Origin of the sequence: Hwangdonia seohaensis, assembly GCF_031932625.1 — a bacterium.
Classification (GTDB): Bacteria; Bacteroidota; Bacteroidia; order Flavobacteriales; family Flavobacteriaceae; genus Hwangdonia; species Hwangdonia seohaensis.
Genome location: NZ_JAVSCK010000002.1, coordinates 728,083 through 752,845 on the forward strand (window position 1 = coordinate 728,083; position 24,763 = coordinate 752,845).

Consider the following 24,763-nt stretch of genomic DNA (forward strand, 5'->3'; position numbering starts at 1 on the left):
TTTTAAATACAAATTATTATCTTAACAAGATGGAAGAATTTAGAGAAATAAAATCAATTAGTCAGATGCATCACCTTTTAGGATTGAATAAGCCTATGCATCCTGCTATTTCATTGGTAAATATGAAGGATATTAAACTCACTAAAGAACTGTTCAACCAAAAATACATTTGGGATTTTTATATGATTTCTTTAAAATTCGAGAATTGTGAACTTCAGTATGGCAGGCAATACTATGATTTTGAAGAAGGCACTTTAGTCTTTAGTTCACCTGGACAAGTATTCGAAGCAAAAAAACAACCTAAAACATTAAATGAAAACGGTTGGGCCTTATACTTTCATTCAGATTTAATTCAAAAATCTGATTTAGGCAAGAACATAAAATCATATGGATTCTTTTCTTATAAGTCCAATGAAGCATTGCATCTATCGGAAAAAGAAAAGAAAAAAATTTCGCGATGCATTGAGGCAATAGAAGACGAATGTCAGCAAAATATAGACAAACATAGTCAAACCGTCATTGTTTCTAATTTGGAATTATTACTCAACTATTGTAATCGATTTTACGACCGTCAATTTTATACGCGAAGTACACACCAACAGGATGTTGTAGAAAAAATCGAAGAATTATTGGTCGATTTCTTTAATTCGGACAATTCCATACAACAAGGGATTCCAACCGTAAAATTTTGTGCAGACCAAGTGAATCTTTCACCAAACTATTTGAGTGATTTACTGAAAAAAGAAACAGGAAAGAATACACAAGAGCATATCCATTTTCACCTTATTGAAAAAGCCAAAAATCTATTATTGTCATCAAATGCATCCGTAAGTGGTATTGCATACGATCTAGGTTTTGAATATCCTCAGTCCTTTGGAACCCTTTTTAAAAAGAAAGTTGGCATGTCGCCAAACAAATACAGACAATTAAATTAATTCTAAAATAAAAATCAATGGTGAAATATTTAACCTTCGCAAAGCGAAAAGACGGAATGTCGCACGAAGATTTTGCAAACTACTACGCAAACCAACATACACCTTTATGTGTTGAACTTCTTCCTATTTTAAAAAAATGTACCATAAGAAGAAATTTTCTTCTGGGTAACCAGATAATTTACCCTCAAGGCTTTTCAGGAGAATTGGAATATGATGTAGTAACAGAATCTATTTGGTCTGACCCAGAGGCTTTCAATCAATTTCTAGAAGATATTAATAACACAGAAATTCAGGCAAAGATCAATGAAGACGAAAAGAACCTTTTTAAACCAGGCTCTATTCGAGTAGTTATGGTTGAAGTTTCCGAACATAAAAACGAATAACTTGTTATGAAAGTTATACTAACAGGTTCAACTGGTATGGTAGGCAAGGGAGTTTTGTTGGAATGTATAGATAATGAAACAGTTGAAAAGGTTTTATTAATCAACAGAAACCCAATTGACATTTCTCATCCCAAGATAAAAGAAATTTTGCATCAGGATTTTACAAATTTCAACAACATTAAAGCAGAATTCAAAGACTATGATGCTTGTTTTCATTGTATGGGCGTATCGTCAGCTGGTATATCTGAAGAAAGATATTATAAACTCACTTATACAATTTCTGAAGCACTAGCTAATGCAATTTATAGTGTAAATCCTAATATACTTTTTACATATGTTTCAGGTGCAGGAACAGACAGTTCTGAGCAAGGTAACTCAATGTGGGCAAGAGTAAAAGGCAAAACCGAAAATTTTATTTTAAACAAAGGTTTTAAGGATGCTTATGCGTTTAGACCAGGAGCTATTTTACCTGAACGTGGTGTGAAATCTAAAACTAAACTGTATAATTTTTTCTATGTTATCACTAAACCCATTTTTCCTTTATTAAAAAGAATGAAGTCAGTAACAACCACTTCTAGAATTGGGCGAGCAATGATTAATTTAGACAATAACCCTCATCCCCTAAAACATTTGGAAGGTGCTGATATAAATAAGATTGCCAAAATAATAGTATAAATGCACAGCACACAACAAAGAACTGAGTTAAAAAACAAGCCGTTTTAAGCTATTTGTGAAACATGGTTTTCTTCAAAGGGCTAACCGTTCCAAAAAACAAAACAGCGCAATGGTTAAAACCGGAGTTAGCAAACACCTGCGTTAGGGATTGCAGAGGAAAGCCCACAGCGCCTTTTTTGGCGCGAGGACTTGCAACGTAAAGCCCGACCCTTGGGTAACGCCCAAAACTTTTCGTAATAAGAGCCTGCTTAAATCTATCATTTCCGTTTTATATTATTATTTTAGTTGAAAATTTTAAAACATGGCAAAAAAGCGCATTCTTAATAAAAAATCGATAGACTTTTTAGAAACATATTTAAACAACGCCGCCCCAACCGGCTACGAATGGACAGGGCAAAAATTGTGGATGGACTACCTAAAACCTTATGTGGATGAGTTTATTACCGATACTTACGGCACTGCGGTTGGTGTAATAAATCCGAAGGCAAAATACAAAGTGGTTATTGAAGGACATGCCGATGAAATTTCGTGGTACGTGAATTACATAAGCGACAACGGATTGATTTACGTGATTAGAAACGGCGGTAGCGACCACCAAATTGCGCCGAGTAAAATTGTAAATATCCACACCAAAAAGGGCATTGTTAAAGGTGTTTTTGGTTGGCCGGCCATCCATACGCGCAATAAAGCTAAAGAAGAAGCACCAAAACCAGATAATATTTTTATTGATTGCGGTTGCAAAACCAAGGAGGATGTTGAAAAGCTGGGTGTGCACGTGGGCTGCGTAATTACCTATCCGGACGAATTTCATATTTTAAATAAAGATAATTTTGTTTGTCGCGCTTTAGATAACCGCATGGGTGGTTTTATGATTGCCGAAGTGGCGCGATTGCTTAAAGAGAATAAAAAAGAACTGCCTTTTGGATTGTACATTACCAATTCCGTTCAAGAGGAAATTGGTTTGCGCGGTGCGGAAATGATTACCCACACCATTAAACCCAATGTGGCCATTGTTACCGATGTTACGCACGACACCACTACCCCGATGATTGAAAAGAAAAAAGAAGGTCATCTGGAATTGGGCAAAGGTCCCGTTATAGCTTATGCGCCAGCGGTACAGCAAAAACTGCGCGATTTAATTACCGAAACCGCCGAGGCCAAAAAGATACCTTTCCAACGTTCGGCACTCTCAAGAGCCACCGGCACCGACACCGATGCTTTTGCTTATAGCAATGGTGGCGTTGCTTCAGCATTAATATCGTTACCTCTGCGCTACATGCACACCACGGTAGAAATGGTGCATAGAGACGATGTGGAAAACGTGATAAAACTAATTTACGAAACGCTACTTAAAATAAAAGACGGGGAAACGTTTTCGTATTTTAAATAAGCAGAATAAGATTAAAATGTCCGGTTGAACGCAGTGGATTACTTTTGAAACATACGGACTGCGGCCAACCTAACATAAACTCTATGTCATGCAACATCAGAAACAATTATTTGATATTCCTGAGGATATAACGTATTTGAACATTGCGAGCCAATCGCCTGCTTTCAAATCGATTTATGAAGCTGGATTAGAAGGTTTAAAACAAAAAAATAGGCCTTATGACATTAGGGTTTCTGATTATTTTGAACCGGTTATCGAGCTTAAAAAACTATTTGCAGAATTGATTGATGCCAATGATTTTAATCGCATTGCTACCATGCCATCGGTATCTTACGGTATGGCAACCGTTGCGAATAACATAGTTTTAAAGGAACATGATGAGATTTTAATTATTGACGAGCAGTTTCCCAGCAATGTTTATTCCTGGCAAAAATTAGCCAAAAAATACCATGCTAAAATAAAAACGGTGAGCGCTCCAAATACGGAAACCAATCGTGTTAAGCTTTGGAACGAAGCCATTTTAAACGCTATAAACAGCAATACCGCTGTAATTGCTATGGGAAACATCCATTGGTCCAACGGCAGTTTGTTCGATTTAAAAACGATTAGCAATAAAGCAAAACAACACGCTGCGCTTTTAATTATTGATGGATCGCAATCGGTTGGTGCGTTACCTTTTTCGGTAAAAGACATTAAGCCAGACGCCCTTATTTGCGCTGGTTACAAATGGCTTTTTGGCCCTTACGGATGTGCCTATGGGTATTTTGGCGAATACTTTGATAATGGAAATCCGATTGAAGAAAATTGGTCGAACCGATTAGATAGCGAAAACTTTGCTGGACTTACTAATTATCAACGGGAATACAAACCGTTGGCCAATCGTTATTCGGTTGGTGAAAGCGGAAATTTTATCTACGTGAAAATGCAAATTGAAGCTTTAAATCAAGTTTTGGAATGGACGCCAAAAAGGATTCAAGGTTATTGTAAAGATATTTCTGCTGAAGCCGTAAAAGAATTGAAAAACCTAGGTTGTATCATTGAAGACGACCATTACAGAACACACCACCTATTTGGAATTAAACTACCAAAAGAATTAAATCTTGATGCTTTAAAGAAAGACTTATTCAGTAAAAATATTTTTGTGTCGTTTCGTGGTAATTACATCAGGATTTCTTGCCATTTGTTTAATACGGCAGAGGATTTTAAACCGCTTGTTGCTTGTATAGCTTCACATTTATAAAGTAAAAACATGGAGGAATTTATTGATATCGTTACAAAACAAGGCGAACCAACGGGTAAGTCTGTACTCAAATCAATCATCCACCAAAAAGGCCATTACCACAATACGGCCCATGTTTGGTTTTACACTCAATATAGACATATTTTATTAGCGCAACGTTCGGCAAAAAAAACCATTTGCCCGCTATTGTGGGACGTCTCTGTTGCCGGACATGTTGATGCCGGCGAAACTATAAAACAAGCTGCTATTCGTGAAACCAAAGAAGAAATTGGATTGGATATTTCTGAATGCGATTTGAATAGAATTGGTGTTTTTGAATGTTTTCAATCTTATGAAAATGGCATTGTCGACAACGAATTTCATCACGCATTTATCTGCGAATTAAGCGTTTCAATTGACGAATTAACGCCTCAAAAAGACGAAGTTGAAGCCTTAAAACTCGTTTCTTTTGATGATTTCAACAACCTTATTGACAGCATAAACACAAATAACAATCACTTTGTGGCGTCAAATAGATCGTATTACGAAACTGTATTTCAAAACATTTTACAGGCCATTGCCTAACTTCCTTTCACTTAAATTCGGCTTCTAAAAAAATAAACCAGCTTATAATATTGCTTATATTTACAACTAATCAATTTGTAAACTATGGGTCAAACCTTCAAAACCAACGTCAATAATACCTTCGATTTTGAAATCAATCAAGAAGCTGTTTCAAAACTTGATGCCATTCAAATTTCAGACTCTGAATTTCATGTTATTCATCATCATAAATCATATAAAGTCGATATTCAAGAATCAAATTTTAACAACAAAACATATCAAGTAAAAGTTAACAACAACAGGTATAACATAAATATTTTCAACGATTTAGATATTTTGATAAAAGAGATGGGTTTTGCAATAGGCTCAACAAAACACGTCAATTCCATTAAAGCGCCCATGCCCGGTTTAATTCTGGAAATACAGGTTAAAGAAAATCAAGAAGTTAAAGAGAACGACACCTTGCTTATTCTTGAAGCTATGAAAATGGAAAACATAATTACCTCGCCACGAGATGGGATAATTAAATCGATTACTGCAAGCCAAGGTGACGCTGTAGAGAAAAATCAGTTGTTAATTGAATTCGAATAAATGAAAAGCAGCCACGAATACACGAATATTTAATGACACCATTTTACTATCAAAAAAATGTAATTCAATATTCGTGAATTGATGGCTTTTACGCATAATGCACAAGTATCCAAAATAATTTCCTGCAAGGTTTTAAAAACCTTGTAGGTTTAAAGTATAAAACTATTTTCCTCCTTCGAGGAAATGAAATAAATATATTTTTTAATGAAAAAAATATTAATTGCAAACCGAGGCGAAATAGCCATTAGAGTGATGAAGACCGCTCAAAAAATGGGACTAAAAACAGTTGCTGTTTTTTCTACGGCCGATAGAAATGCGCCCCATGTTAAATTTGCAGACGAAGCCGTTTGCATTGGCGATCCACCTTCAAATCAATCGTATTTACGAGGCGATAAAATTATAGAAGTTGCCAAACAGCTTAAGGTCGACGCCATTCATCCGGGATATGGTTTTTTAAGTGAAAATGCCGATTTTGCCGAATTGTGCGAAACAAACAACATCATCTTTATTGGTCCAAAATCAAAAGCCATTAAAATGATGGGCAGTAAACTGGCTGCCAAAGAAGCTGTAAAACAATACAACATCCCCATGGTTCCCGGAATTGATGAAGCCATTACCGATGTTGAAAAAGCAAAAGCCATCGCTGAAGAAATCGGTTTTCCAATATTGATAAAGGCCTCAGCTGGCGGGGGCGGAAAAGGTATGCGCGTGGTTGAAAAAGAAAGCGATTTAGAGTCGCAAATGAAGCGCGCTATTAGTGAAGCGACTTCGGCTTTTGGCGATGGTTCCGTTTTTATAGAAAAATATGTGAGTTCGCCGCGTCATATTGAAATTCAAATTGTAGCCGACAGCCATGGTAATATTTTACATTTTTTTGAACGTGAATGCAGTATCCAACGGCGTCATCAAAAGGTGGTTGAAGAAGCACCATCATCTGTTTTAACCCCTGAATTAAGAGAAAAAATGGGTGAAGCCGCCATTAAAGTCGCTCAATCCTGTGATTATTTAGGCGCTGGAACTGTTGAGTTTTTATTGGATGAAAACCATAATTTCTATTTCTTGGAAATGAATACGCGTTTGCAAGTAGAACATCCGGTTACCGAATTAATTTGTGGTGTCGATTTGGTTGAACTTCAAATTCGCGTGGCTCGCGGTGAAGCCCTTCAAATCAATCAAAAAGATTTAAAAATAAAAGGGCATGCTTTGGAATTACGGGTTTATGCCGAAGATCCTTTAAACGATTTTTTACCAAGTGTGGGCACTTTAGAAACGTACAAACTGCCCATAGACAAAAACATTCGTGTCGATAATGGTTTTGAAGAAGGTATGGAAATACCTATTTATTACGACCCGATGCTTGCCAAATTAATTACTTACGGAAAAACCCGGGAAGCCGCTATCCAGCTTATGATTGAAGCCATAGAAAATTATCATGTTGAAGGCGTTCAAACCACATTGGCGTTTGGTAAATATGTGTGTGAGCATGAAGCGTTTCGTTCCGGAGATTTCGATACGCATTTTGTAAAAAACCATTACGCGCCTGCGGCATTACAAAAAGCAACTGAAAATGAAGCTAAAATCGCTGCACTGATTGCTTTAAAGCAGTATTTAAAAGACCAAAAACAATTACGATTGCCAAATTAGTCACAGTTTTCAGACGCAGTTTTCAGAGTTATACGCTCAACAACAAAAGATAAAATATGGATTCAAAGCAAAACAAAATAGATAAGTTAAACGAGAAACTACATTTAGCGCATTTAGGTGGCGGGCAAAAACGTATTGATAAACAACACGCCAAGAAAAAACTAACGGCGAGAGAACGCGTAAACTATTTAATGGACGAAGGTTCCTTTGAGGAAATTGGTGCTTTGGTAACGCACAGAACCACCGATTTTGGTATGGAAAACCAAATCTATTACGGCGATGGCGTTATAACGGGCTATGGCACTGTTAATGGCCGATTGGTATATATTTACGCCCAAGATTTCACCGTTTTTGGTGGGGCACTTTCCGAAACACATGCCGAAAAAATCTGTAAAATCATGGATTTGGCCGTTAAAGTTGGTGCACCCATTATCGGGCTTAACGATTCTGGTGGGGCGCGTATTCAGGAAGGTGTGCGCTCGTTAGGTGGATATGCCGATATTTTTTACAGAAATGTACAAGCCTCAGGCGTTATTCCCCAAATTTCGGCCATTATGGGACCCTGTGCCGGTGGCGCGGTGTATTCTCCGGCAATGACCGATTTTACAATGATGGTAGAAAACACAAGCTATATGTTTGTTACAGGCCCCAATGTTGTAAAAACCGTGACCAATGAAGAAGTTACAAGCGAAGAATTAGGCGGTGCTTACACCCATGCTTCAAAATCTGGTGTGGCCCATAAAACCTCGGCTAACGATATTGAATGTTTAGAAGATATAAAAAATCTATTGGGTTATTTGCCTCAAAACAATACCGAAACTCCAAATAGAATGGCGTTTGAACTCCATGATGAAATACGAGATGTATTATCGGATATTGTTCCAGACAACCCTAATAAACCGTACGATATGCATGCCGTAATCGCTGGGATTATCGATACGGATTCCTTTTACGAAATTCACAAAGATTACGCCGAAAACATCATTGTGGGTTTCGCACGCTTAGGCGGAAAAAGTATTGGTATCGTTGCCAATCAGCCGCAGTTTTTAGCAGGCGTTTTAGATGTAAATAGCTCTAAAAAGGCAGCACGCTTTACCCGTTTTTGCGACTGTTTTAATATTCCGTTGCTCGTTTTGGTTGATGTTCCCGGATTTTTACCAGGCACCGACCAAGAGTGGAATGGTATTATTGTAAACGGCGCCAAACTATTGTATGCTTTAAGTGAAGCTACCGTACCACGAGTAACGGTAATTACAAGAAAAGCCTATGGCGGTGCTTACGATGTTATGAATTCCAAACATATTGGAGCGGATTTAAATTATGCATGGCCGGGAGCCGAAATTGCGGTAATGGGCGCAAAAGGCGCGAGTGAAATTATCTTTAAAAAAGAAATAGCCAATGCCGACGATCCGGTTGAAAAGCTTGCTAAAAAAGAAGCCGAATATGCTGAAAAATTTGCAAACCCTTATCGTGCCGCAGAACGGGGTTTTATAGACGAGGTAATTCTGCCAAAAAACACGAGGCGAAAATTAATTAAGGCCTTTAGTATGTTGGAAGATAAAAAAGTTGAAATACCCAAGCGGAAACACGGCAATATTCCACTTTAAATAGCCATTGTCAAGGGTTGCTTTAAACTTCTATTAACATTAAAAAATCGGAATTCATAAAACGAAATTCGTAAATCATTGCTACCTTTGCACTTTCTTAAAAATTAGAACCATGCAAGACGGAATATACGCAAAATTCAACACAACAAAAGGAGAAATTCTTGTTGCTTTAGAGTACAAAAAAACACCAGGAACTGTAGGTAACTTTGTTGCTTTGGCAGAAGGAAACTTGGAAAACTCGGTAAAACCACAAGGTACGCCATATTATGATGGCTTAAAATTCCATAGGGTTATTCCAGATTTTATGATTCAAGGTGGTTGCCCACAAGGATCGGGATCAGGAAATCCAGGATATAAATTTGATGATGAATTTCACCCAGATTTAAAACATGATGGCCCAGGCGTTTTATCTATGGCAAATGCTGGCCCCGGCACAAACGGTAGTCAGTTTTTTATTACACATATTGAAACTCCTTGGTTAGATAACAATCATACCGTTTTTGGTAAAGTTGAAGAAGGCCAAGATGTAGTTGATGCCATTGCACAAGGCGATCTTATCGATAGTTTAGAGATTATTAGAGTTGGTGCTGATGCAGAAGCTTTTAATGCTGTTGAGGCCTTTAGAACCTTTGAGGGTTCAAGGGAAAAACGATTGGCAGAAGTCAAAGCTTTAGCGGATGCTGAATTAGATAAATTAGCAGCTGGTTTTAATAAAACAGATAGCGGTTTGCGCTACCAAATCATTCAAGAAGGAAAAGGTGCCAAAGCCGAAAAAGGTAAAACCGTATCGGTACATTACAAAGGGCAATTGGCAGATGGTACCGTGTTTGATTCTTCATACAAACGCAACCAGCCACTTGAGTTTCCTGTTGGAGTCGGTCAAGTTATTGCGGGTTGGGACGAAGGTATTTGTTTGTTAAATGTAGGCGATAAAGCGCGTTTGGTAATCCCTAGCGATTTAGGATACGGAAGCAGAGGCGCAGGCGGAGTAATTCCACCAGATGCCACATTAATTTTTGATGTCGAGCTGATGGATGTAAAATAATAGTGCGTCCCCTATCGGGCGACTCAAAATTTACTTCAATAAATAAGTTTCAAAAAAAAACATCCGCTATGGATGTTTTTTTTGTTTTGGTACATTACGGCTAATTATCTATTTGTTTATCGATTAAATTTCTTGCAAAACTCGTGTAAATATATATTTAGGTAATGGTTAGTTTAAAAGAAACCTATTTATATTCAGAAGTCATAAAAGAGTTCACATACTCTTTTGGCAACATATATATATTTAATGGGTTTGTGGTTTCTGAAATTAACCAAGGACAAATCATTAATTGGGATAATCAAGCTAAATTAATTGTTGATGACGTATCCGCTTTTTTAGGTACAAACGGAGCAGATGTTATTTATATTTCCAATCGTATTAACTCTTATTCCGTTGTAGCTTTAGATTGGTTAAAGTTTTTTAAGCACAGTTACACTTTAAAAGCATATTGCATCGTTTCTCCAAACAAAACGGTGACATTAAACGGTATGATTGAAAGGTTGTTCTACACTAAAAATATCAAACATTTCAATACTATTTTTGAAGCCGTAAACTATGTAAAACAAGGTGTTATTGAAATTGCCTAACTATTACTTATATGTGTTTGTATGGGAGAACAAGAGCTACAAAACCTAAAATATCCTATTGGCCAGTTTGAGAGTCCGAAAACCATTTCAAAAGAACATATTGAAAATTGGATTGCCACTTTAGAACAGTTTCCCAACCGCTTGGAAAATTTGGTAAAAAACCTTTCTGATGAACAATTGGATACGGCATATAGGCCGGATGGTTGGACGATTAGGCAGGTTATCCATCACCTTTCAGATAGTCACCACCATAGTTACACACGTTTTAAATGGACTTTAACCGAAGAAAACCCAGTTATAAAGCCGTATTACGAGGCGCGTTGGGCGGCCCTTAACGATGCTAAATCGGCACCTATTCAAATGTCACTAAATCATTTAAAGGCGATTCATTTTAAATTAGTGTATTTGCTTAAAACCCTATCTGACAACGATTTAAACAAATACTTTATTCATCCGGACACCAACGATAAAGTCATTTTGAAAAAAAACATAGGCATTTATGCATGGCATAGCAACCATCATTTTGCCCATATTGAAAATTTGTTGAGACGAAAAGGTTGGTAATTAATTAAAAAACAATATTTATGAAGTTTAAAATCCTTTTAATAATTATAAGTGTTTACTACAATGTGCAAGCTCAAACCTCTTATAAAGAGTATTTTGATGATGGAGCCCTAAAAATGGAGGGCGCAAAAAAAGATGGTTTGTTATCCGGTGTGATTAAGTATTATTATCCATCCGGTAAGTTAAAATTTATTGACTATTGCTATAAAGGAAAAAGGACAGGAACTGGAAAAGAATATTACGAGAGTGGTCAATTGTCGGCTTTAGTAAATTATAAAAATGATGAATACCACGGCTTGTTTAAAACCTATCATGAAGACGGAAAATTAAAATCTAAAGTCAATTTTAACGAGGGCAAAAGAGTTGGCGAATTTATATCTTATCATAAAAACGGAAATCTAAAAAGTCAAGTAAATTATAATGAAAACGGTAAAGCTAATGGCAATTACGTAGCCTATTATAATAATAATCAACTTTTTGCAAAGTGCAATTATGTAAACGGTAACATTGAAGGCGAATTAATTAGCTATTATTCAAACGGGCAATTGGCGAGTACCACAACCTATAAAAACGGCATAAAGAATGGTGTATTAAATGAGTACTATCAAAGTGGACAGGTTAAATTAAATTCAGTTTATAAAGATGATAAACTGGAAGACAACTATTTGTATTACCATGAAAATGGCAAGTTAAAGGTAAAAGCAAAAATGTCTTATGGAATTCTTTTAACCCGATCTAGTTATCATGCAGATGGCGCTTTAGAATCTGAAATAACAAAAGATGAAACTTCAGGAGATTTTAATTGTAAATATTACTACCCAAACGGAGACGTTTCAAGTGAAGGACAAACCTCAACTTTTTCTTATCTCAAAAAAATTGGCGAATGGGTTTATTATCATACCAATAACAAATTATACAAAACCGAACTATATGGTGATTATGGGGGGCTTCAAGACGTTATAAACTGTTTTGACGGAAAAGGTAATTCGTTAGATAAAGGAAGTTTTGTTAACGGCAATGGTAACCTTAATGAATATGACATAAACGGAACACTTATAAAAACAAATTTGTATAAAGACGGAGCCATTGTTAAACAATAAATTTCACTCTTTTTGATTAGACCATTTCACATAAAAGATACCCAAACACTGTTAGACATTTACAACTATTATGTACTAAATTCTATTGTCACGTTTGATATTGAACCATTATCCATTGAGGCTTTTACCGAAAAAACAAACGCTATTAATCAAACATACCCTTTTTTGGTTTTTGAAGAAAACAACGTTATTTTAGGTTATGCCTACGGAAGCAAATGGCGACCAAAACCGGCTTATAACCATACGGTTGAATCTACGGTGTACGTTAAACACGGCGCACACGGAAAAAAAATTGGCACAAAACTTTATACCGAATTACTTCGTCTTTTAAAACAGGAAAACTACCATGTGGTTTTGGGCGGCTTAACGCTGCCAAACGAGGCCAGTGTACAACTGCACGAAAAATTCGGTTTTAAACAAGTTGCACACTTTAAAGAGGTAGGTTTAAAATTTAACCAATGGCTCGATGTGGGCTTTTGGCAGCTCAACTTTTAAATACATCTTTACCTCGACCTGAGGTTAATTTTTATAATTAAACCAGATTATTTACGTTTTTGCTGCGCTTGTTTTTGCTTTTCGGCTTGCTCCATCATTTCAGCCATTTTTTTCTGAAAACGACCTTGTTTTTTAGGCTTCTTTTTGTTCTCCTGAATTTGAGCGTGAATTTTATCTTCATCAAGAATATAATTCTTAATTACCAATATAATTCCGATACTAATCAAGTTAGAAATAAAATAATACAAACTTAACCCGGATGCGTAATTGTTAAAGAAAAAGAGCATCATTATTGGTGAAAAGTACATCATATACTTCATCATTTTAGCCATATCAGGCATCCCCTCTTGCGTGGGTTGCGATGCCATTTGTTGCCCTGTGGTTAAGCGCATATAAAAGAATATAGCTACAGATGCCAAAATGGGGAATAAACTAACATGATCGCCATAAAACGGAATGTGAAATGGTAATTCTGCAATGGTATCATAAGATGATAGGTCTTCTACCCAAAGGAAACTTTTTTGACGTAAATCGAATGCCGACGGGAAAAACTGGAACAACGCATAAAACACCGGTAATTGTATTAATGCCGGCATACAACCCGCCATGGGGCTTGCCCCTGCTTTGGTTTGCAGTGCCAAGGTTTCTTGTTGCGCCTTTACTTTATTGTTTTTATGCTTTTCGCGAATGGCGTCCAATTCCGGTTTTAGAATTTTCAGTTTGGCCTGTGATAAAAACTGCTTGTACTGCACAAACGACAATAGTAATTTGATTAAAATCGTCATAACAATAATAGCAATTCCGTAAGGTAAAAAACCACCTAAAAACGCGAATAAAGGAATAAATAGGTAACGGTTAATCCACCCAAAAATACCCCAACCCAATGGTACAATTTCATCTAAATTTCTACCATAGCTATTTAATATTTTATAATCGCTCGGGCCAAAATACCAATCCATGCTTTTATTTAATTCGCCACCAGTAAGTTCTAAAGGTAATGAGACGGCAAAAGCCTTGGTATAAACGGTGTCCATCTCTTCGTCTTGAACCAAGTTTTGAGATGTGAACTTGCCTGTTTTAAACGGTGAATCGGCTAACAATATCGAAGTAAAGAAGTGCTGTTTAAAGGCTACATAAGTAACATCTTCAGCGGTATCCTCAGTATTTTCCTGTTGCCCCAAATAATCGTCTTTTCCACCTTCGTATTCAAAAACAACTTCAGTATATCTATTTTCATAGGAAATACTTTTTGCATGACGATAGGTTTTTAAATTCCAATCTAAATTCACGGCTTGCGAACTGTTGAAAACATCGCTCAATCCTTGGGATCGAACGGTGAAATCCATCATATAATCACCTTCTTTAATCTCGTAACGATATTCTAAAAATTTAGATTCAGACGCCTTAAGTTTCATTGAAACTACAGTAACATCGCCGTTTTTGGTAACCGTTGGCTCAAAATATAAATCTTTGGTGTTTAATATTCTGCTGTCGGTTGTTCCGAAATTTATATTGAAAGCCGCATTATTGTCTTTTATTAAATAAATGGGAATCGAATCGAAATTGACAAAATTCTTTAATTTAACTTCTGAAAGATACCCGCCTTTATTACTGAATTTTAGTGCCAACAAATCGCTTTCAACAACAGTTTCGCCATCTGATACTTGGGCTGCTGAATATGCAAAAGCGCCCAATTTGTTTTGTAGATTGATTAATTTTAAAGAATCTGAAACCGTTGGTGCGGCATAATCTTCGGCTGTTGTAACCTTGGTTTGTTCAGATGTTTCTTTAGCTTTGTTTTCGGCTTCAACTTGCTCTTGCTTTGCTTTTTCCTGTGCTTCTAATTCTTCTGGTGTTGGTTGGTTTTGCCAAAGCCAAAACATCATTATCCCAAAAATAAGTACAAAACCTATAATCGAATTAATGTCTAATTTTTTTTCTTCCATGTAATCAAATTTTAGACCTGAGAGGTTTTAGAAACCTGTCAGGTCTTTATAAATTTATTTAATCAATAAACTATCCAATTTTAACTTTGTGCCATACTGACACCCTTTTTTCTTTTATGGTTGTTTAGCGCTGCCTTAACAAAAGCCACGAATAATGGGTGCGGATTTGCCACCGTACTTTTATACTCGGGGTGATATTGCACGCCTACAAACCAAGGATGCTCTGGTATTTCAACAATCTCCACCAAGCCTGTTTCCGGGTTTAACCCCGTGGCAACCATACCCGCTTCTTCAATTTGTACTTTGTAACTGCCATTAAATTCGTAACGATGCCTATGGCGTTCGTTAATGGTTTCGGCTTTGTAAATATCCCTAACCTTACTGCCTATTTTTAAATCGCATGCCCAAGCCCCTAAACGCATGGTGCCTCCTTTATCGGTAATGTTTTTCTGTTCTTCCATTAAATCGATAACTGGATTCTTGGTATCGGGGTTCATTTCGGTAGAATCGGCATCTGCGATATTTAAAACATTACGTGCAAATTCAATAACCGCCATTTGCATGCCTAAACAAATACCAAAAAACGGCACATTGTTTTCGCGTACATATTTAACGGCATCAATTTTACCTTCAATACCACGTTCGCCAAAACCCGGTGCTACCAAAACACCATCTAAATGCGATAGTTTTAATTTGGCATTATCGCTATTTATGTATTCTGAATGAACCGATTCGATATTTACTTTTACTTCATTTTCCGCGCCAGCGTGAATAAAAGCTTCTAAAATAGATTTATACGAATCTTGTAACTCGACATATTTACCGATTAAACCAATGGTTATTTCGGACTTTGGATTTTTATGGCGTGCTAAAAACTGGTTCCATTTTGAAATATCTGGTGTGGTGCTTTTTAAGGCCAATTTTTTAAGCACTACTTTATCCAAACCTTGCTCAAGCATTAAATTTGGCACATCGTAAATGGTTGATGCATCAATAGATTGAATCACGGCTTCTTCACGCACGTTACAGAACAACGCCAATTTTCGACGTAAATCCTCGGGTAAATCGTGCTCTGTTCTACACACTAAAACATCGGCTTGTATCCCGCTTTCCATCAATGTTTTTACACTGTGTTGGGTCGGCTTGGTTTTTAATTCGCCAGCAGCCGACAGGTATGGCACTAATGTTAAATGAATAACAATACCGTTGTTATCGCCTAAATCCCAGCGTAATTGACGCACCGCCTCAATGTATGGTAAGGATTCTATATCACCGACCGTTCCGCCAATTTCTGTAATTACAATATCGTAATCGCCGGAGTTCCCTAAAAGTTGTACGCGGTGTTTTATCTCGTCTGTAATATGAGGAACAACCTGTACCGTTTTTCCTAAAAATTCGCCTCTGCGTTCTTTTTGAATCACACTTTGGTAAATTCTGCCCGTAGTCACATTATTGGCTTGACTTGTTGGTACGTTTAAAAAACGCTCGTAGTGTCCCAAATCCAAATCTGTTTCCGCACCGTCTTCGGTTACGTAGCATTCTCCGTGCTCGTAAGGATTTAAAGTTCCAGGATCGACATTAATGTATGGGTCTAGTTTTTGAATGGCTACCCTATATCCTTGTGCTTGTAATAGTTTAGCCAAAGATGCAGCAATTATGCCTTTTCCAAGAGATGATGTAACACCACCGGTAACGAATATGTATTTTGTTGTAGTTGTCATGTTGCGCTTATAAACGCAGGCAAATTTACAAAATTAAAATAGTTATTGGCGAATTGTTTTTTAGTTATTTAAAGGGTAGTTGTTAACAATATGTTTCAAGTTCTTTTTAGGTAAATCTTCATGCCTTAATTGGGAAAAAATTGCATTTTCATTTTAACAGATAGCCATACTTCAACTTACTTCTGCCCCACTCAGCGCAAGTGCCTCAGTGAAAGTTACCTTTGTTCGCGCTATGGTCAAAAAAAAAGATATAGTGGAAAGCTCCGATCCGACAGTTATCGGAATCGGCAAAACGCCCAAAACAAAAAAATCCAGCATAAAGCTGGATTTTTAATATCTTAAAATTTAGAATTGTTAACTGTTCACGACCAATCTAAAACCTTCTCCGTGAATGTTAAGGATTTCTACTTTATCGTCTAGCTTTAAATACTTACGCAGTTTTGCAATATAAACATCCATACTACGCGAAGTAAAGTAATTATCGTCGCGCCAAATTTTGGTAAGTGCTAATTCCCGTGGCATCAAATCGTTTTCGTGTAAGGCCAATAAACGCAACAACTCATTTTCTTTCGGTGACAATTTAATGGGATCGCCGCCATTATAGCGTAAAAAGCGCAATTTGGAATTTAAGTCGAAACCTCCAATTTTAAACTCAAATTGCTTGCTATCCGAAATGGTTTCGGTGGCTTTGCGCTGCATGATCGCTTTAATTTTCATTAAAAGCACTTCGCTGTCAAAAGGTTTGTTTAAATAATCGTCTGCCCCAACTTTATAGCCTTTTAAAACGTCTTCTTTCATGGCCTTTGCGGTTAGGAAAACTATAGGAACATCGGTGTTTTTTTCTCGAATTTCCTTGGCTAATGTAAAGCCATCTTTATAAGGCATCATAACGTCGAGAATGCACAAATCGAAATCGTCTTTTTTGAACTTCTCGAAGCCTTCCATACCGTTTTTGGCATGAACCACGTCGTAATCATTCATCATTAAATAATCCTTAAGAACGGTACCGAAATTTGGATCGTCCTCTACTAATAAAATTCTCTTTTTTTGCTCTTCCATGTTTATGTTATTATAGGTAGCTTTATTATAAATGTGCTTCCTTTTCCTTTTTCACTTTCAACCGTTACATAACCTTGATGGTCGTCTACGATACGTTTTACATAAGCCAAACCTAGTCCGTGACCTTTAACGTTATGTATATTTCCGGTGTGCTCTCTATAAAATTTTTCGAACACACGTTTTAAGGCAGCTTTACCCATGCCGCTACCATAGTCTTTTATTTTCAATAAAATATTGGTTCCAATATTTTCTGTATATACTTCAATTTTCAATTTTCCCGGAGAATACTTAATGGCATTATCCAGTATGTTTACTATAACATTGGTAAAGTGCATTTCGCTTGCCAAAACCGATGATTTTTCGGCATCAAAATGCGTGGTAATCGTTCCGTTTCTATCCTCAATTAAAAGTTGCACATGCGTTATGGCATCTTCTATTAAGTCGTGCAACTCCACTCTATCCTTACTAATATTAAGTTCGTTTTTTTCTAGTTTAGATATCCTTAAAACGTTTTCAACTTGCGCATGCATACGTTTATTTTCTTCTTTTATCATATTAAGATAACGAATAACTTTCTCTTTATCGTCAATAATCTTAGGATTCTTTATAGAATCCAATGCCAAATTAATAGTTGCTATTGGCGTTTTAAACTCATGCGTCATATTGTTTATAAAATCCGTTTTAATTTCGGATATTTTACGCTGCTTAACCAATTGGTACAAGGCGCTTGAATAGGCCAAAATAATAATGGACGTGAAAATTATCGATAAAAATATCATGCCCATAATTGATGATAAAATAAACTTTCTATCATTTGGAAAGTTCACTAAAAGCTTATAGCTGCTTCGATTGTTCTCATCATAAAAAATAGGCACACCAAATGTTGATGCTTCGAATCCCTCAAAGTTATCACTGTGTATTTTTGTAGCTAAACCGTTGCTATAAATGGCAAACTCGTAATCAATATCAATATTGTCTACTTTTAACCTGTCTGATAACAATTTATCAATTTCTTCATTTGAAATCCTTTTATGTACGGGTATCGTTTTTCTGTAAGCTTTAAAGTTTTTATCAAAATAGTTTTTTTCGGCCTCTTTTAAATGACCACTATTAATGATGTTTAAAATTGGACTTGGGGAAATATCTTTTTCAGAAAAATCAGTATCATTATAAACTTCAATTCTTGAGCTACCAATAATATTTTTAATATTAATACTATCTAAACCAATGTCAAAGAGCGATGAAGACAGTTTATAGTTCTCTTCTAAAACCCCACTTCTGTAAATAAGTGTTTCTTTTGTATTGTTGTTTTGTTGATAGATAAACAATTGAGAAACCGCTGCTGAATCGCTTCTTTTCTCTTTATCTAACTTTTGGTATTTTTCAAAATAAGTATCAAGCTCGTTCTTTTCTATTTTATTGGAAACGGCATATAATGCGTTTGTAACACTAGATTTAAAACGTTTTTTCTCGTTATTTACTGAGTCTTTTATATAATAAGCTTGTACGAATATGATACCAATAAGTGACATACTCATTAAAAGTACCAACAGGATGAATATCTTTTTGCTCATCATTCAAAATTAACATTTTAACATTTAATGCTCTTATCATTTAACCTTACATTAACAAAAATGTTAAAATTTAATGATTATTTACGTTTTTTTAGAATTTGTTCGTGGATTTTAAGCACCTGTTTTTCAGTGTCTTCGAGCGCGATATTGCTGATAACAAAATCGGAGTGTTTTACTTTATCTTCGTCGCTCCATTGATTTTTCATAATGGCTTCAATTTTACGCTTTGTCGTTTGATCACGCTTTAGCAAACGCTCAAATCTTAATTCTAAAGGCGCGGTGACCGTGATAACCAAATCACAATGTTTGTGGCCACCATTTTCAAACAAAATGGCGACTTCTTTTATAACATAGGGCGCATCTTGTTTTAATGCCCATTTTGTAAAATGTTTAGCGACTCTGGGATGAACAATAGCATTCATTTTTTCCAGATAACTATTGTCGTTAAAAATAATATCAGCTATAAACGGCTTGTTTAATGCATTGTTAACATAGGCTTTATCACCAAAAAGCTGAATAAGTTTACGCTTAATAACCTTAGATTTAAGCATTAACTTTTTAGCCTCTTCATCAGCGATATAAACCGGTACGCCTAAAGCCATAAACGCCTTGGCTACCGTTGTTTTGCCACTGCCTATGCCACCTGTGAGTCCTACTATCGTCATTCTATTATTATAAATTCAATGTGTTGTTGGTTAATTTTTGCGCGTTTTACCGTTTCTGGGAATTTTGTTAATTCGGGCAATAAAAAAGACTGGTTACCTGTGGTTTTGCTAAAATCGCACTCTACCCTAAAGTCTTTTGCACTAATGGTTTTAAAATTATTTAAACTGGTATAATAGGTAACGTTTACCGTTTTAGGAAAGTATTTAATGGTTTTATTGTTAGGAATATTTTTTATGTTTATGGGCAATTTTAGTGTGCCTTCGGTAAACTTTTCAACAGTTGCCGTTAAACTTACCGTTTTATCGGAAAATGTTAAATCTTTGCTGTTTTTGGGTAATTGTAATGAGATGACTTTATTTACATCCGATTTCACATCGTTCAATTTAATAGACTCGGTTTCAACGCTGTGCACTTGGGACACCAAAACATTTGGGCCAATAACCTTTATGGAATCGGGTGTGATTTTAAAAGGTTTGGAAACATCAAACCCCTGGCTGAAATTTATGTCGTCATTTAAAATTACAGGTACTTTTTTTACCAAATTCACATCAAACCGAAACCGTAATGTGTCGGGAGAAATATTTAGCAATTCAACTTGTTTTCCAAACTGCGTACTGGCCAGTAAATAGGCCTTGGATTTGCTCCAAACAAAAGTGGAATCTATTTTATCGACATCCTTAACAAAATCAATCGCAATTTTGGGCTTATTAAAATAGTAAGTGAGCCATTTAAACCCGTGGGTTTTAAGCGTTATATTTAGCTTTGCGCTGGAATCGTTTAAAATAATGTTTTCTTGTGGCACATTAATTTTATCAATATTAAAAACAACTGTATTTGTATATTCCTTTGATAATTTTGTAAGGATAAGGATGATAAATGCAAAAAATAGAAACAAAAAAAACACATTGATTTTTCTGGTTTTAATTGATGTTTTAATATCTGATTTTATTTTTTTTATCATTTTGATTTAAAGAATATTTCCGGAAAATGCGTTTCGGGTTCTTTTTTTAAAATTCCGATAGCCATTGTGGATTTTAAAAAACCGTAACCATATCCAAAAAACTGAACTCCAATTGCCATTAAAGATAATACCGAAACACCAATACTTTTAGTGGTTAACAAAGCGGTTAAAAACGCCAATGCAAAATACAACATATAGCCAATTATTGCCCATTTTACACCAAGAAAAAGCATGATTAGCGACACTAAAAACCCCACGCAAAACAAGGTTGGAAACCAATAGGTTATTTTTTTTGTTGAAGGATGCCATACATTTAAAATAGGGCGAACCAACCCAAATTTATACACTTGTTTATAAAACTTGCGCCAAGAAATCCGGCGTTTATGATACACAAAAGCCTCTGGAATTAGTTTGGTTTTAAAACCCAATTGCCATAAACGAATAGACAAATCGGGGTCTTCTCCCGGGTGAATACGCCCGAAACCTTTAGAGGCTAAAAAGGCTTCTTTCGAAATGCCCATATTAAAACTTCGAGGTTGAAAGGTATCCACACTTTTTTTATGCCCCCGAATGCCTCCGGTTGTAATAAACGACGTCATTGAAAAATTAATGGCTTTTTGTAAATCTGTAAACGATTTGTGGGCCGCATCAGGTCCGCCAAAACAATCTACATAATTGGTTTTTAGGCTTTTTTCAACTTCGTTTAAATAATTACTGGGCAGAATACAATCGGAATCCAAAATAATAAAGTAGTTGCCTTTGGCTTTTTGCATACCGAAATTTCGCGAATCCCCCGGACCGGAATTTTCCTTAAAGAAATAAGAAATATCCAGTTTGTCTTTATAACTATCAACTATCGCTTTCGATGAGATATTTGAGCCATCTTCTACAATAACTATTTCGTATTTAGTCATGGTATCCAACCCAACAAAACTTTGTAAAAGCTCGTCTGTTTCGTCGGGGCGGTTATAAACCGGAATGATAAATGAAAACTTTAATGGCATAGCACAAATGTAATTAATCCTATTACAATAATTGGCAAACTTACTGTTGCTTTTGGACCATTATTGTTTTTAGCGGATAAGCGCGGGAGCGATAGTAGTGATTAGCTTTTGTAAAACTTCCATTTAAGGTTTTACAAAACTAGTAACGGATAGCGCGGTTTTTAAATAGTTCTAAACTGCCTAACAGCCCACCGGCTGTTCTCCTTTTAATTTCAAATTTAAAAACCCGCCATAAAAATAAATGATAGTTCAATAAAAAGACCTGTCAGGTTTTAGAAACCTGACAGGTCTAAACCTTATTTAATACGATTTTATTCTTTTGTAAAAGCTTCCATAACGGCATCGCTGACGCCCATGTTACTGAAACCGCCGTCGTTATAAAGGTTTTGCAGGGTGACGCGTCTGGTTAAATCGCTGAACAACGACACGGTGTAGTTGGCACAATCCAACGCCGTGGCGTTACCGAGTGGCGACATTTTATCGGCGTAGGCTATAAAGCCATCGAATCCTTTTACGCCACTGCCCGCCGTGGTTGGTGTTGGCGACTGCGAAATGGTATTGACCCGCACTTTTTTATCACGTCCAAAAAAGTAGCCAAAACTACGTGCCACACTTTCTAAATAGGCTTTGTTGTCTGCCATATCGTTATAGTCTGGAAACACGCGTTGTGCCGCCATATAGGTTAATGCCACGATACTGCCCCACTCGTTCATGGCATCGGCTTTGTACAGCGTTTGCATAACTTTGTGGAAAGACATGGCCGAAACATCGGTGCCTTTTTGGGTCCAAGCATAGTTTTGATCGGTATAGTGTTTCCCTTTTCTAACGTTGATGGACATGCCAATGGAATGCAAAACAAAATCGATTTTGCCGCCAAGAATTTCCATGGATTGCTCTACCAATTGCTGTAAATCTTCTTCGGAAGTGGCATCGGCAGGAATAATTTGAGAACCCGTTTTTTCCGCGAGTTCATTAATTTGCCCCATGCGCATCGCAACCGGTGCGTTGGTTAATACAAATTGTCCGCCTTCTTCATGAACGCGTTCTGCAGTTTTCCAAGCAATTGAGTTTTCATCTAATGCGCCAAAAATAATTCCTTTTTTCCCTTTAAGTAAATTATATGCCATGTGTTGTTTTTTTAGTGTTTTAGTTGTTTTATGACTTAGTTGTGATTATCAGTTTATCCAAAGATAAAAAAACTTTTATCTTTTTAATTTAGTAATTCTTTGGCGTGTGCAATAGCCGATGACGACATTTCCACGCCACCCAACATTTGTGCAATTTCAACAATGCGCTCGTCGTGGTTTAGTTTTACCAAATTGGTTTGAGTTACATTGTCAACATCTTCTTTAAACACTTTATAATGCGAATGCCCTTTGGCCGCAATTTGAGGTAAATGTGTAATGGAGAACACTTGCATAGTTTTGCTCATTTGCAACATAATATCGCCCATTTTATTTGAAATTTCACCAGAAACTCCGGTATCGATTTCATCGAACATAATGGTTGGCAACTGAATATAATTGGACAACACCGATTTAATGGCGAGCATAATTCTTGATAATTCACCGCCAGATGCTGCCTTTTTTAGCGTATTGAAACTACCGCCTTTATTTGCCGAAAACAAAAATGACAGTTCGTCCTGTCCGTTTGCAAAAAATTGTTCGCTGGACAAAACCTCAATTTTAAACTGGGCATTGGGCATACCCAAACTCGCCAAAATCGCTTCCAATTGTTGTTTTAATTGTGAAATAACCTCGGAGCGTTTATTGCTTATTTTTTTCGAAATGGTTTTTAGTTGATTGGTTTTAGCTTGTATTTCCGATTGTTTTTTAGCAATGGTCGCATCTAAATTTTCGGTAACGACTACTTTGTCTTCTAATTCGTTTTTAATTTTTATTAATTCCAAAACATCGCTAGCCACATGCTTTTGCATTAAATTATGCAGGGTTTTTAATTTTGAATTAACCTCTTCCAACCTATTTGGATCGGCTTCCAAACCATCTTGCAACACATCAATTTCGCTAAAAACATCGTCTAAATCTATTAAACTGCTATTCACCCTATTGAATAAATCTTCGTATTTTGAAGAGAATCCCGCAATGTTTTTAAGGTTGTTTTTTATGGTGGTAAGCGTGGTTAAAACCCCTATTTGCTCGTCGCTTAACAACTGGTAAGACGCTGAGAGCTTTTCCTTTATGCCTTCAATATTATTTAAGGTTTCGTATTCTTCTTCAAGTGTTTGCTGTTCGCCTTCAATTATATTGGCCTCTATCAACTCGTTTAACAAAAAGGTGTTGTAGTCGTGTTCTTTAATCGCTTCCGCTTGAAAAGTGAGCAACGCTTGCAATTCCTTTTGAAGTTTTTTATAGGCTTTTAATTCTGAAGTATAACTTTGCAATAATTCATCATTGTTAGCCAAAGCATCGATAATTTGAAACTGAAAATCGTTACTTGTTAATTGCTGGGTTTGATGCTGAGAATGTATATCGATTAATCGCTCGCCCAAAAGCTGTAAACTATTTAAATTTACGGGAGAATCGTTAACAAATGCCCTGGATTTTCCTGAAGGTAAAATTTCGCGCCGGATGATGGTTTGGGCTTCGTAATCAAAATCCTCTGCTTCAAAAAGTGATTTTAAATTATAGTTGGATACCTCAAATACGGCTTCGATAATACATTTTTTTGATGCATCTTTTAAAGTGCTTAAATCGGCACGTTTACCCAAAATTAAAGATAATCCGCCCAATAAAATGGATTTACCGGCACCGGTTTCGCCAGTAATAATGGATAATCCGTTATTAAAATTGACTTGAAGGCTATCAATTAAAGCGTAGTTTTTTATAGAAAGTGAGGTTAGCATGTTTCGTTGGCAGTATTCGGTTTTCAGTTGGCAGTATTCAACTTTTCATCTTTAATCAAAATTAATAAAATTTTAGATTCCCTTTGTATTCATTGTATGATATTTTATATTGTCTGAATTCATGAATCATTCGATTTCAAGGGAATGACAAATTATTAAAACAAAGCGAA

Annotated in this window: 23 protein-coding genes; 14 read left to right on the forward strand and 9 right to left on the reverse strand. The window is 36.2% G+C overall.

Annotation, left to right across the window (positions count from 1 at the left end; all coding sequences use genetic code 11):
- Positions 1–29: 29 nt before the first annotated feature.
- From RNZ47_RS08415 to RNZ47_RS08480, 14 genes are all read left to right on the forward strand, one after another.
- The gene (locus tag RNZ47_RS08415) at positions 30–935 is read left to right on the forward strand and encodes a helix-turn-helix domain-containing protein (protein WP_311938788.1); all 906 of its coding nucleotides are present in this window, start codon (positions 30–32) and stop codon (positions 933–935) included.
- A 17-nt stretch (positions 936–952) separates the two neighbouring features.
- On the forward strand, positions 953–1,318 hold the full coding sequence (locus tag RNZ47_RS08420; protein ID WP_091607752.1) for an EthD domain-containing protein: 366 nt from the start codon (positions 953–955) through the stop codon (positions 1,316–1,318).
- A 6-nt stretch (positions 1,319–1,324) separates the two neighbouring features.
- Positions 1,325–1,993 (forward strand): NAD-dependent epimerase/dehydratase family protein, encoded by a 669-nt coding sequence (locus RNZ47_RS08425; protein WP_311938791.1) that lies wholly within the window; start codon positions 1,325–1,327, stop codon positions 1,991–1,993.
- 301 nt (positions 1,994–2,294) lie between these two features.
- Positions 2,295–3,383, forward strand: a complete 1,089-nt coding sequence (locus RNZ47_RS08430; RefSeq protein ID WP_311938793.1) for a M42 family metallopeptidase — start codon at positions 2,295–2,297, stop codon at positions 3,381–3,383.
- A gap of 88 nt (positions 3,384–3,471) precedes the next feature.
- Positions 3,472–4,623, forward strand: coding sequence for an aminotransferase class V-fold PLP-dependent enzyme (locus RNZ47_RS08435; RefSeq protein WP_311938795.1), 1,152 nt, complete (start codon positions 3,472–3,474; stop codon positions 4,621–4,623).
- A 9-nt stretch (positions 4,624–4,632) separates the two neighbouring features.
- Positions 4,633–5,187 carry an NUDIX hydrolase gene (locus RNZ47_RS08440; protein ID WP_311938796.1) on the forward strand — a complete coding sequence of 185 codons (555 nt, stop codon included), beginning with the start codon at positions 4,633–4,635 and terminating at the stop codon, positions 5,185–5,187.
- Positions 5,188–5,271: 84 nt separating this feature from the next.
- Positions 5,272–5,757 carry an acyl-CoA carboxylase biotin carboxyl carrier protein subunit gene (locus RNZ47_RS08445; protein WP_311938798.1) on the forward strand — a complete coding sequence of 162 codons (486 nt, stop codon included), beginning with the start codon at positions 5,272–5,274 and terminating at the stop codon, positions 5,755–5,757.
- Positions 5,758–5,961: 204 nt separating this feature from the next.
- The gene (gene accC, locus RNZ47_RS08450) at positions 5,962–7,401 is read left to right on the forward strand and encodes an acetyl-CoA carboxylase biotin carboxylase subunit (protein ID WP_311938800.1); all 1,440 of its coding nucleotides are present in this window, start codon (positions 5,962–5,964) and stop codon (positions 7,399–7,401) included.
- A gap of 56 nt (positions 7,402–7,457) precedes the next feature.
- Complete coding sequence (locus tag RNZ47_RS08455; protein WP_311938802.1) at positions 7,458–9,008, forward strand: acyl-CoA carboxylase subunit beta; 1,551 nt, start codon at positions 7,458–7,460, stop codon at positions 9,006–9,008.
- Between the two features lie 112 nt (positions 9,009–9,120).
- Positions 9,121–10,053, forward strand: coding sequence for a peptidylprolyl isomerase (locus RNZ47_RS08460; protein ID WP_311938804.1), 933 nt, complete (start codon positions 9,121–9,123; stop codon positions 10,051–10,053).
- A 164-nt stretch (positions 10,054–10,217) separates the two neighbouring features.
- Positions 10,218–10,640: a hypothetical protein gene (locus tag RNZ47_RS08465; RefSeq protein WP_311938806.1), complete on the forward strand. Its 423-nt coding sequence runs from the start codon at positions 10,218–10,220 to the stop codon at positions 10,638–10,640.
- Positions 10,641–10,661: 21 nt separating this feature from the next.
- Positions 10,662–11,204, forward strand: coding sequence for a YfiT family bacillithiol transferase (locus RNZ47_RS08470; protein WP_311938807.1), 543 nt, complete (start codon positions 10,662–10,664; stop codon positions 11,202–11,204).
- 20 nt (positions 11,205–11,224) lie between these two features.
- Entirely contained in the window at positions 11,225–12,304 is a 1,080-nt protein-coding gene (locus tag RNZ47_RS08475) for a toxin-antitoxin system YwqK family antitoxin (protein ID WP_311938809.1), read from the forward strand.
- A gap of 12 nt (positions 12,305–12,316) precedes the next feature.
- Positions 12,317–12,799, forward strand: coding sequence for a GNAT family N-acetyltransferase (locus RNZ47_RS08480; RefSeq protein WP_311938811.1), 483 nt, complete (start codon positions 12,317–12,319; stop codon positions 12,797–12,799).
- Positions 12,800–12,846: 47 nt separating this feature from the next.
- Here the strand turns inward: RNZ47_RS08480 and yidC are convergent, their stop codons facing one another.
- The 9 genes from yidC to recN form a co-directional block, all read right to left on the reverse strand.
- The gene (gene yidC, locus RNZ47_RS08485) at positions 12,847–14,745 is read right to left on the reverse strand and encodes a membrane protein insertase YidC (protein WP_311938813.1); all 1,899 of its coding nucleotides are present in this window, start codon (positions 14,743–14,745) and stop codon (positions 12,847–12,849) included.
- Between the two features lie 80 nt (positions 14,746–14,825).
- Positions 14,826–16,466 carry a CTP synthase gene (gene pyrG / locus RNZ47_RS08490; RefSeq protein ID WP_311938815.1) on the reverse strand — a complete coding sequence of 547 codons (1,641 nt, stop codon included), beginning with the start codon at positions 16,464–16,466 and terminating at the stop codon, positions 14,826–14,828.
- Positions 16,467–16,820: 354 nt separating this feature from the next.
- Entirely contained in the window at positions 16,821–17,525 is a 705-nt protein-coding gene (locus tag RNZ47_RS08495) for a response regulator transcription factor (protein ID WP_311938817.1), read from the reverse strand.
- Between the two features lie 2 nt (positions 17,526–17,527).
- Complete coding sequence (locus RNZ47_RS08500; protein ID WP_311939057.1) at positions 17,528–19,099, reverse strand: sensor histidine kinase; 1,572 nt, start codon at positions 19,097–19,099, stop codon at positions 17,528–17,530.
- Positions 19,100–19,176: 77 nt separating this feature from the next.
- Positions 19,177–19,764, reverse strand: a complete 588-nt coding sequence (gene coaE / locus RNZ47_RS08505) for a dephospho-CoA kinase (protein WP_311938818.1) — start codon at positions 19,762–19,764, stop codon at positions 19,177–19,179.
- Positions 19,761–20,726 (reverse strand): YbbR-like domain-containing protein, encoded by a 966-nt coding sequence (locus RNZ47_RS08510; RefSeq protein ID WP_311938820.1) that lies wholly within the window; start codon positions 20,724–20,726, stop codon positions 19,761–19,763. Before RNZ47_RS08510 ends, coaE begins: the two co-directional genes overlap by 4 nt.
- Entirely contained in the window at positions 20,723–21,730 is a 1,008-nt protein-coding gene (locus RNZ47_RS08515) for a glycosyltransferase family 2 protein (RefSeq protein WP_311938822.1), read from the reverse strand. Before RNZ47_RS08515 ends, RNZ47_RS08510 begins: the two co-directional genes overlap by 4 nt.
- A gap of 311 nt (positions 21,731–22,041) precedes the next feature.
- On the reverse strand, positions 22,042–22,857 hold the full coding sequence (locus RNZ47_RS08520; RefSeq protein ID WP_311938824.1) for an enoyl-ACP reductase FabI: 816 nt from the start codon (positions 22,855–22,857) through the stop codon (positions 22,042–22,044).
- Between the two features lie 83 nt (positions 22,858–22,940).
- Positions 22,941–24,593: a DNA repair protein RecN gene (recN, locus tag RNZ47_RS08525; RefSeq protein ID WP_311938826.1), complete on the reverse strand. Its 1,653-nt coding sequence runs from the start codon at positions 24,591–24,593 to the stop codon at positions 22,941–22,943.
- Positions 24,594–24,763: the final 170 nt, after the last annotated feature.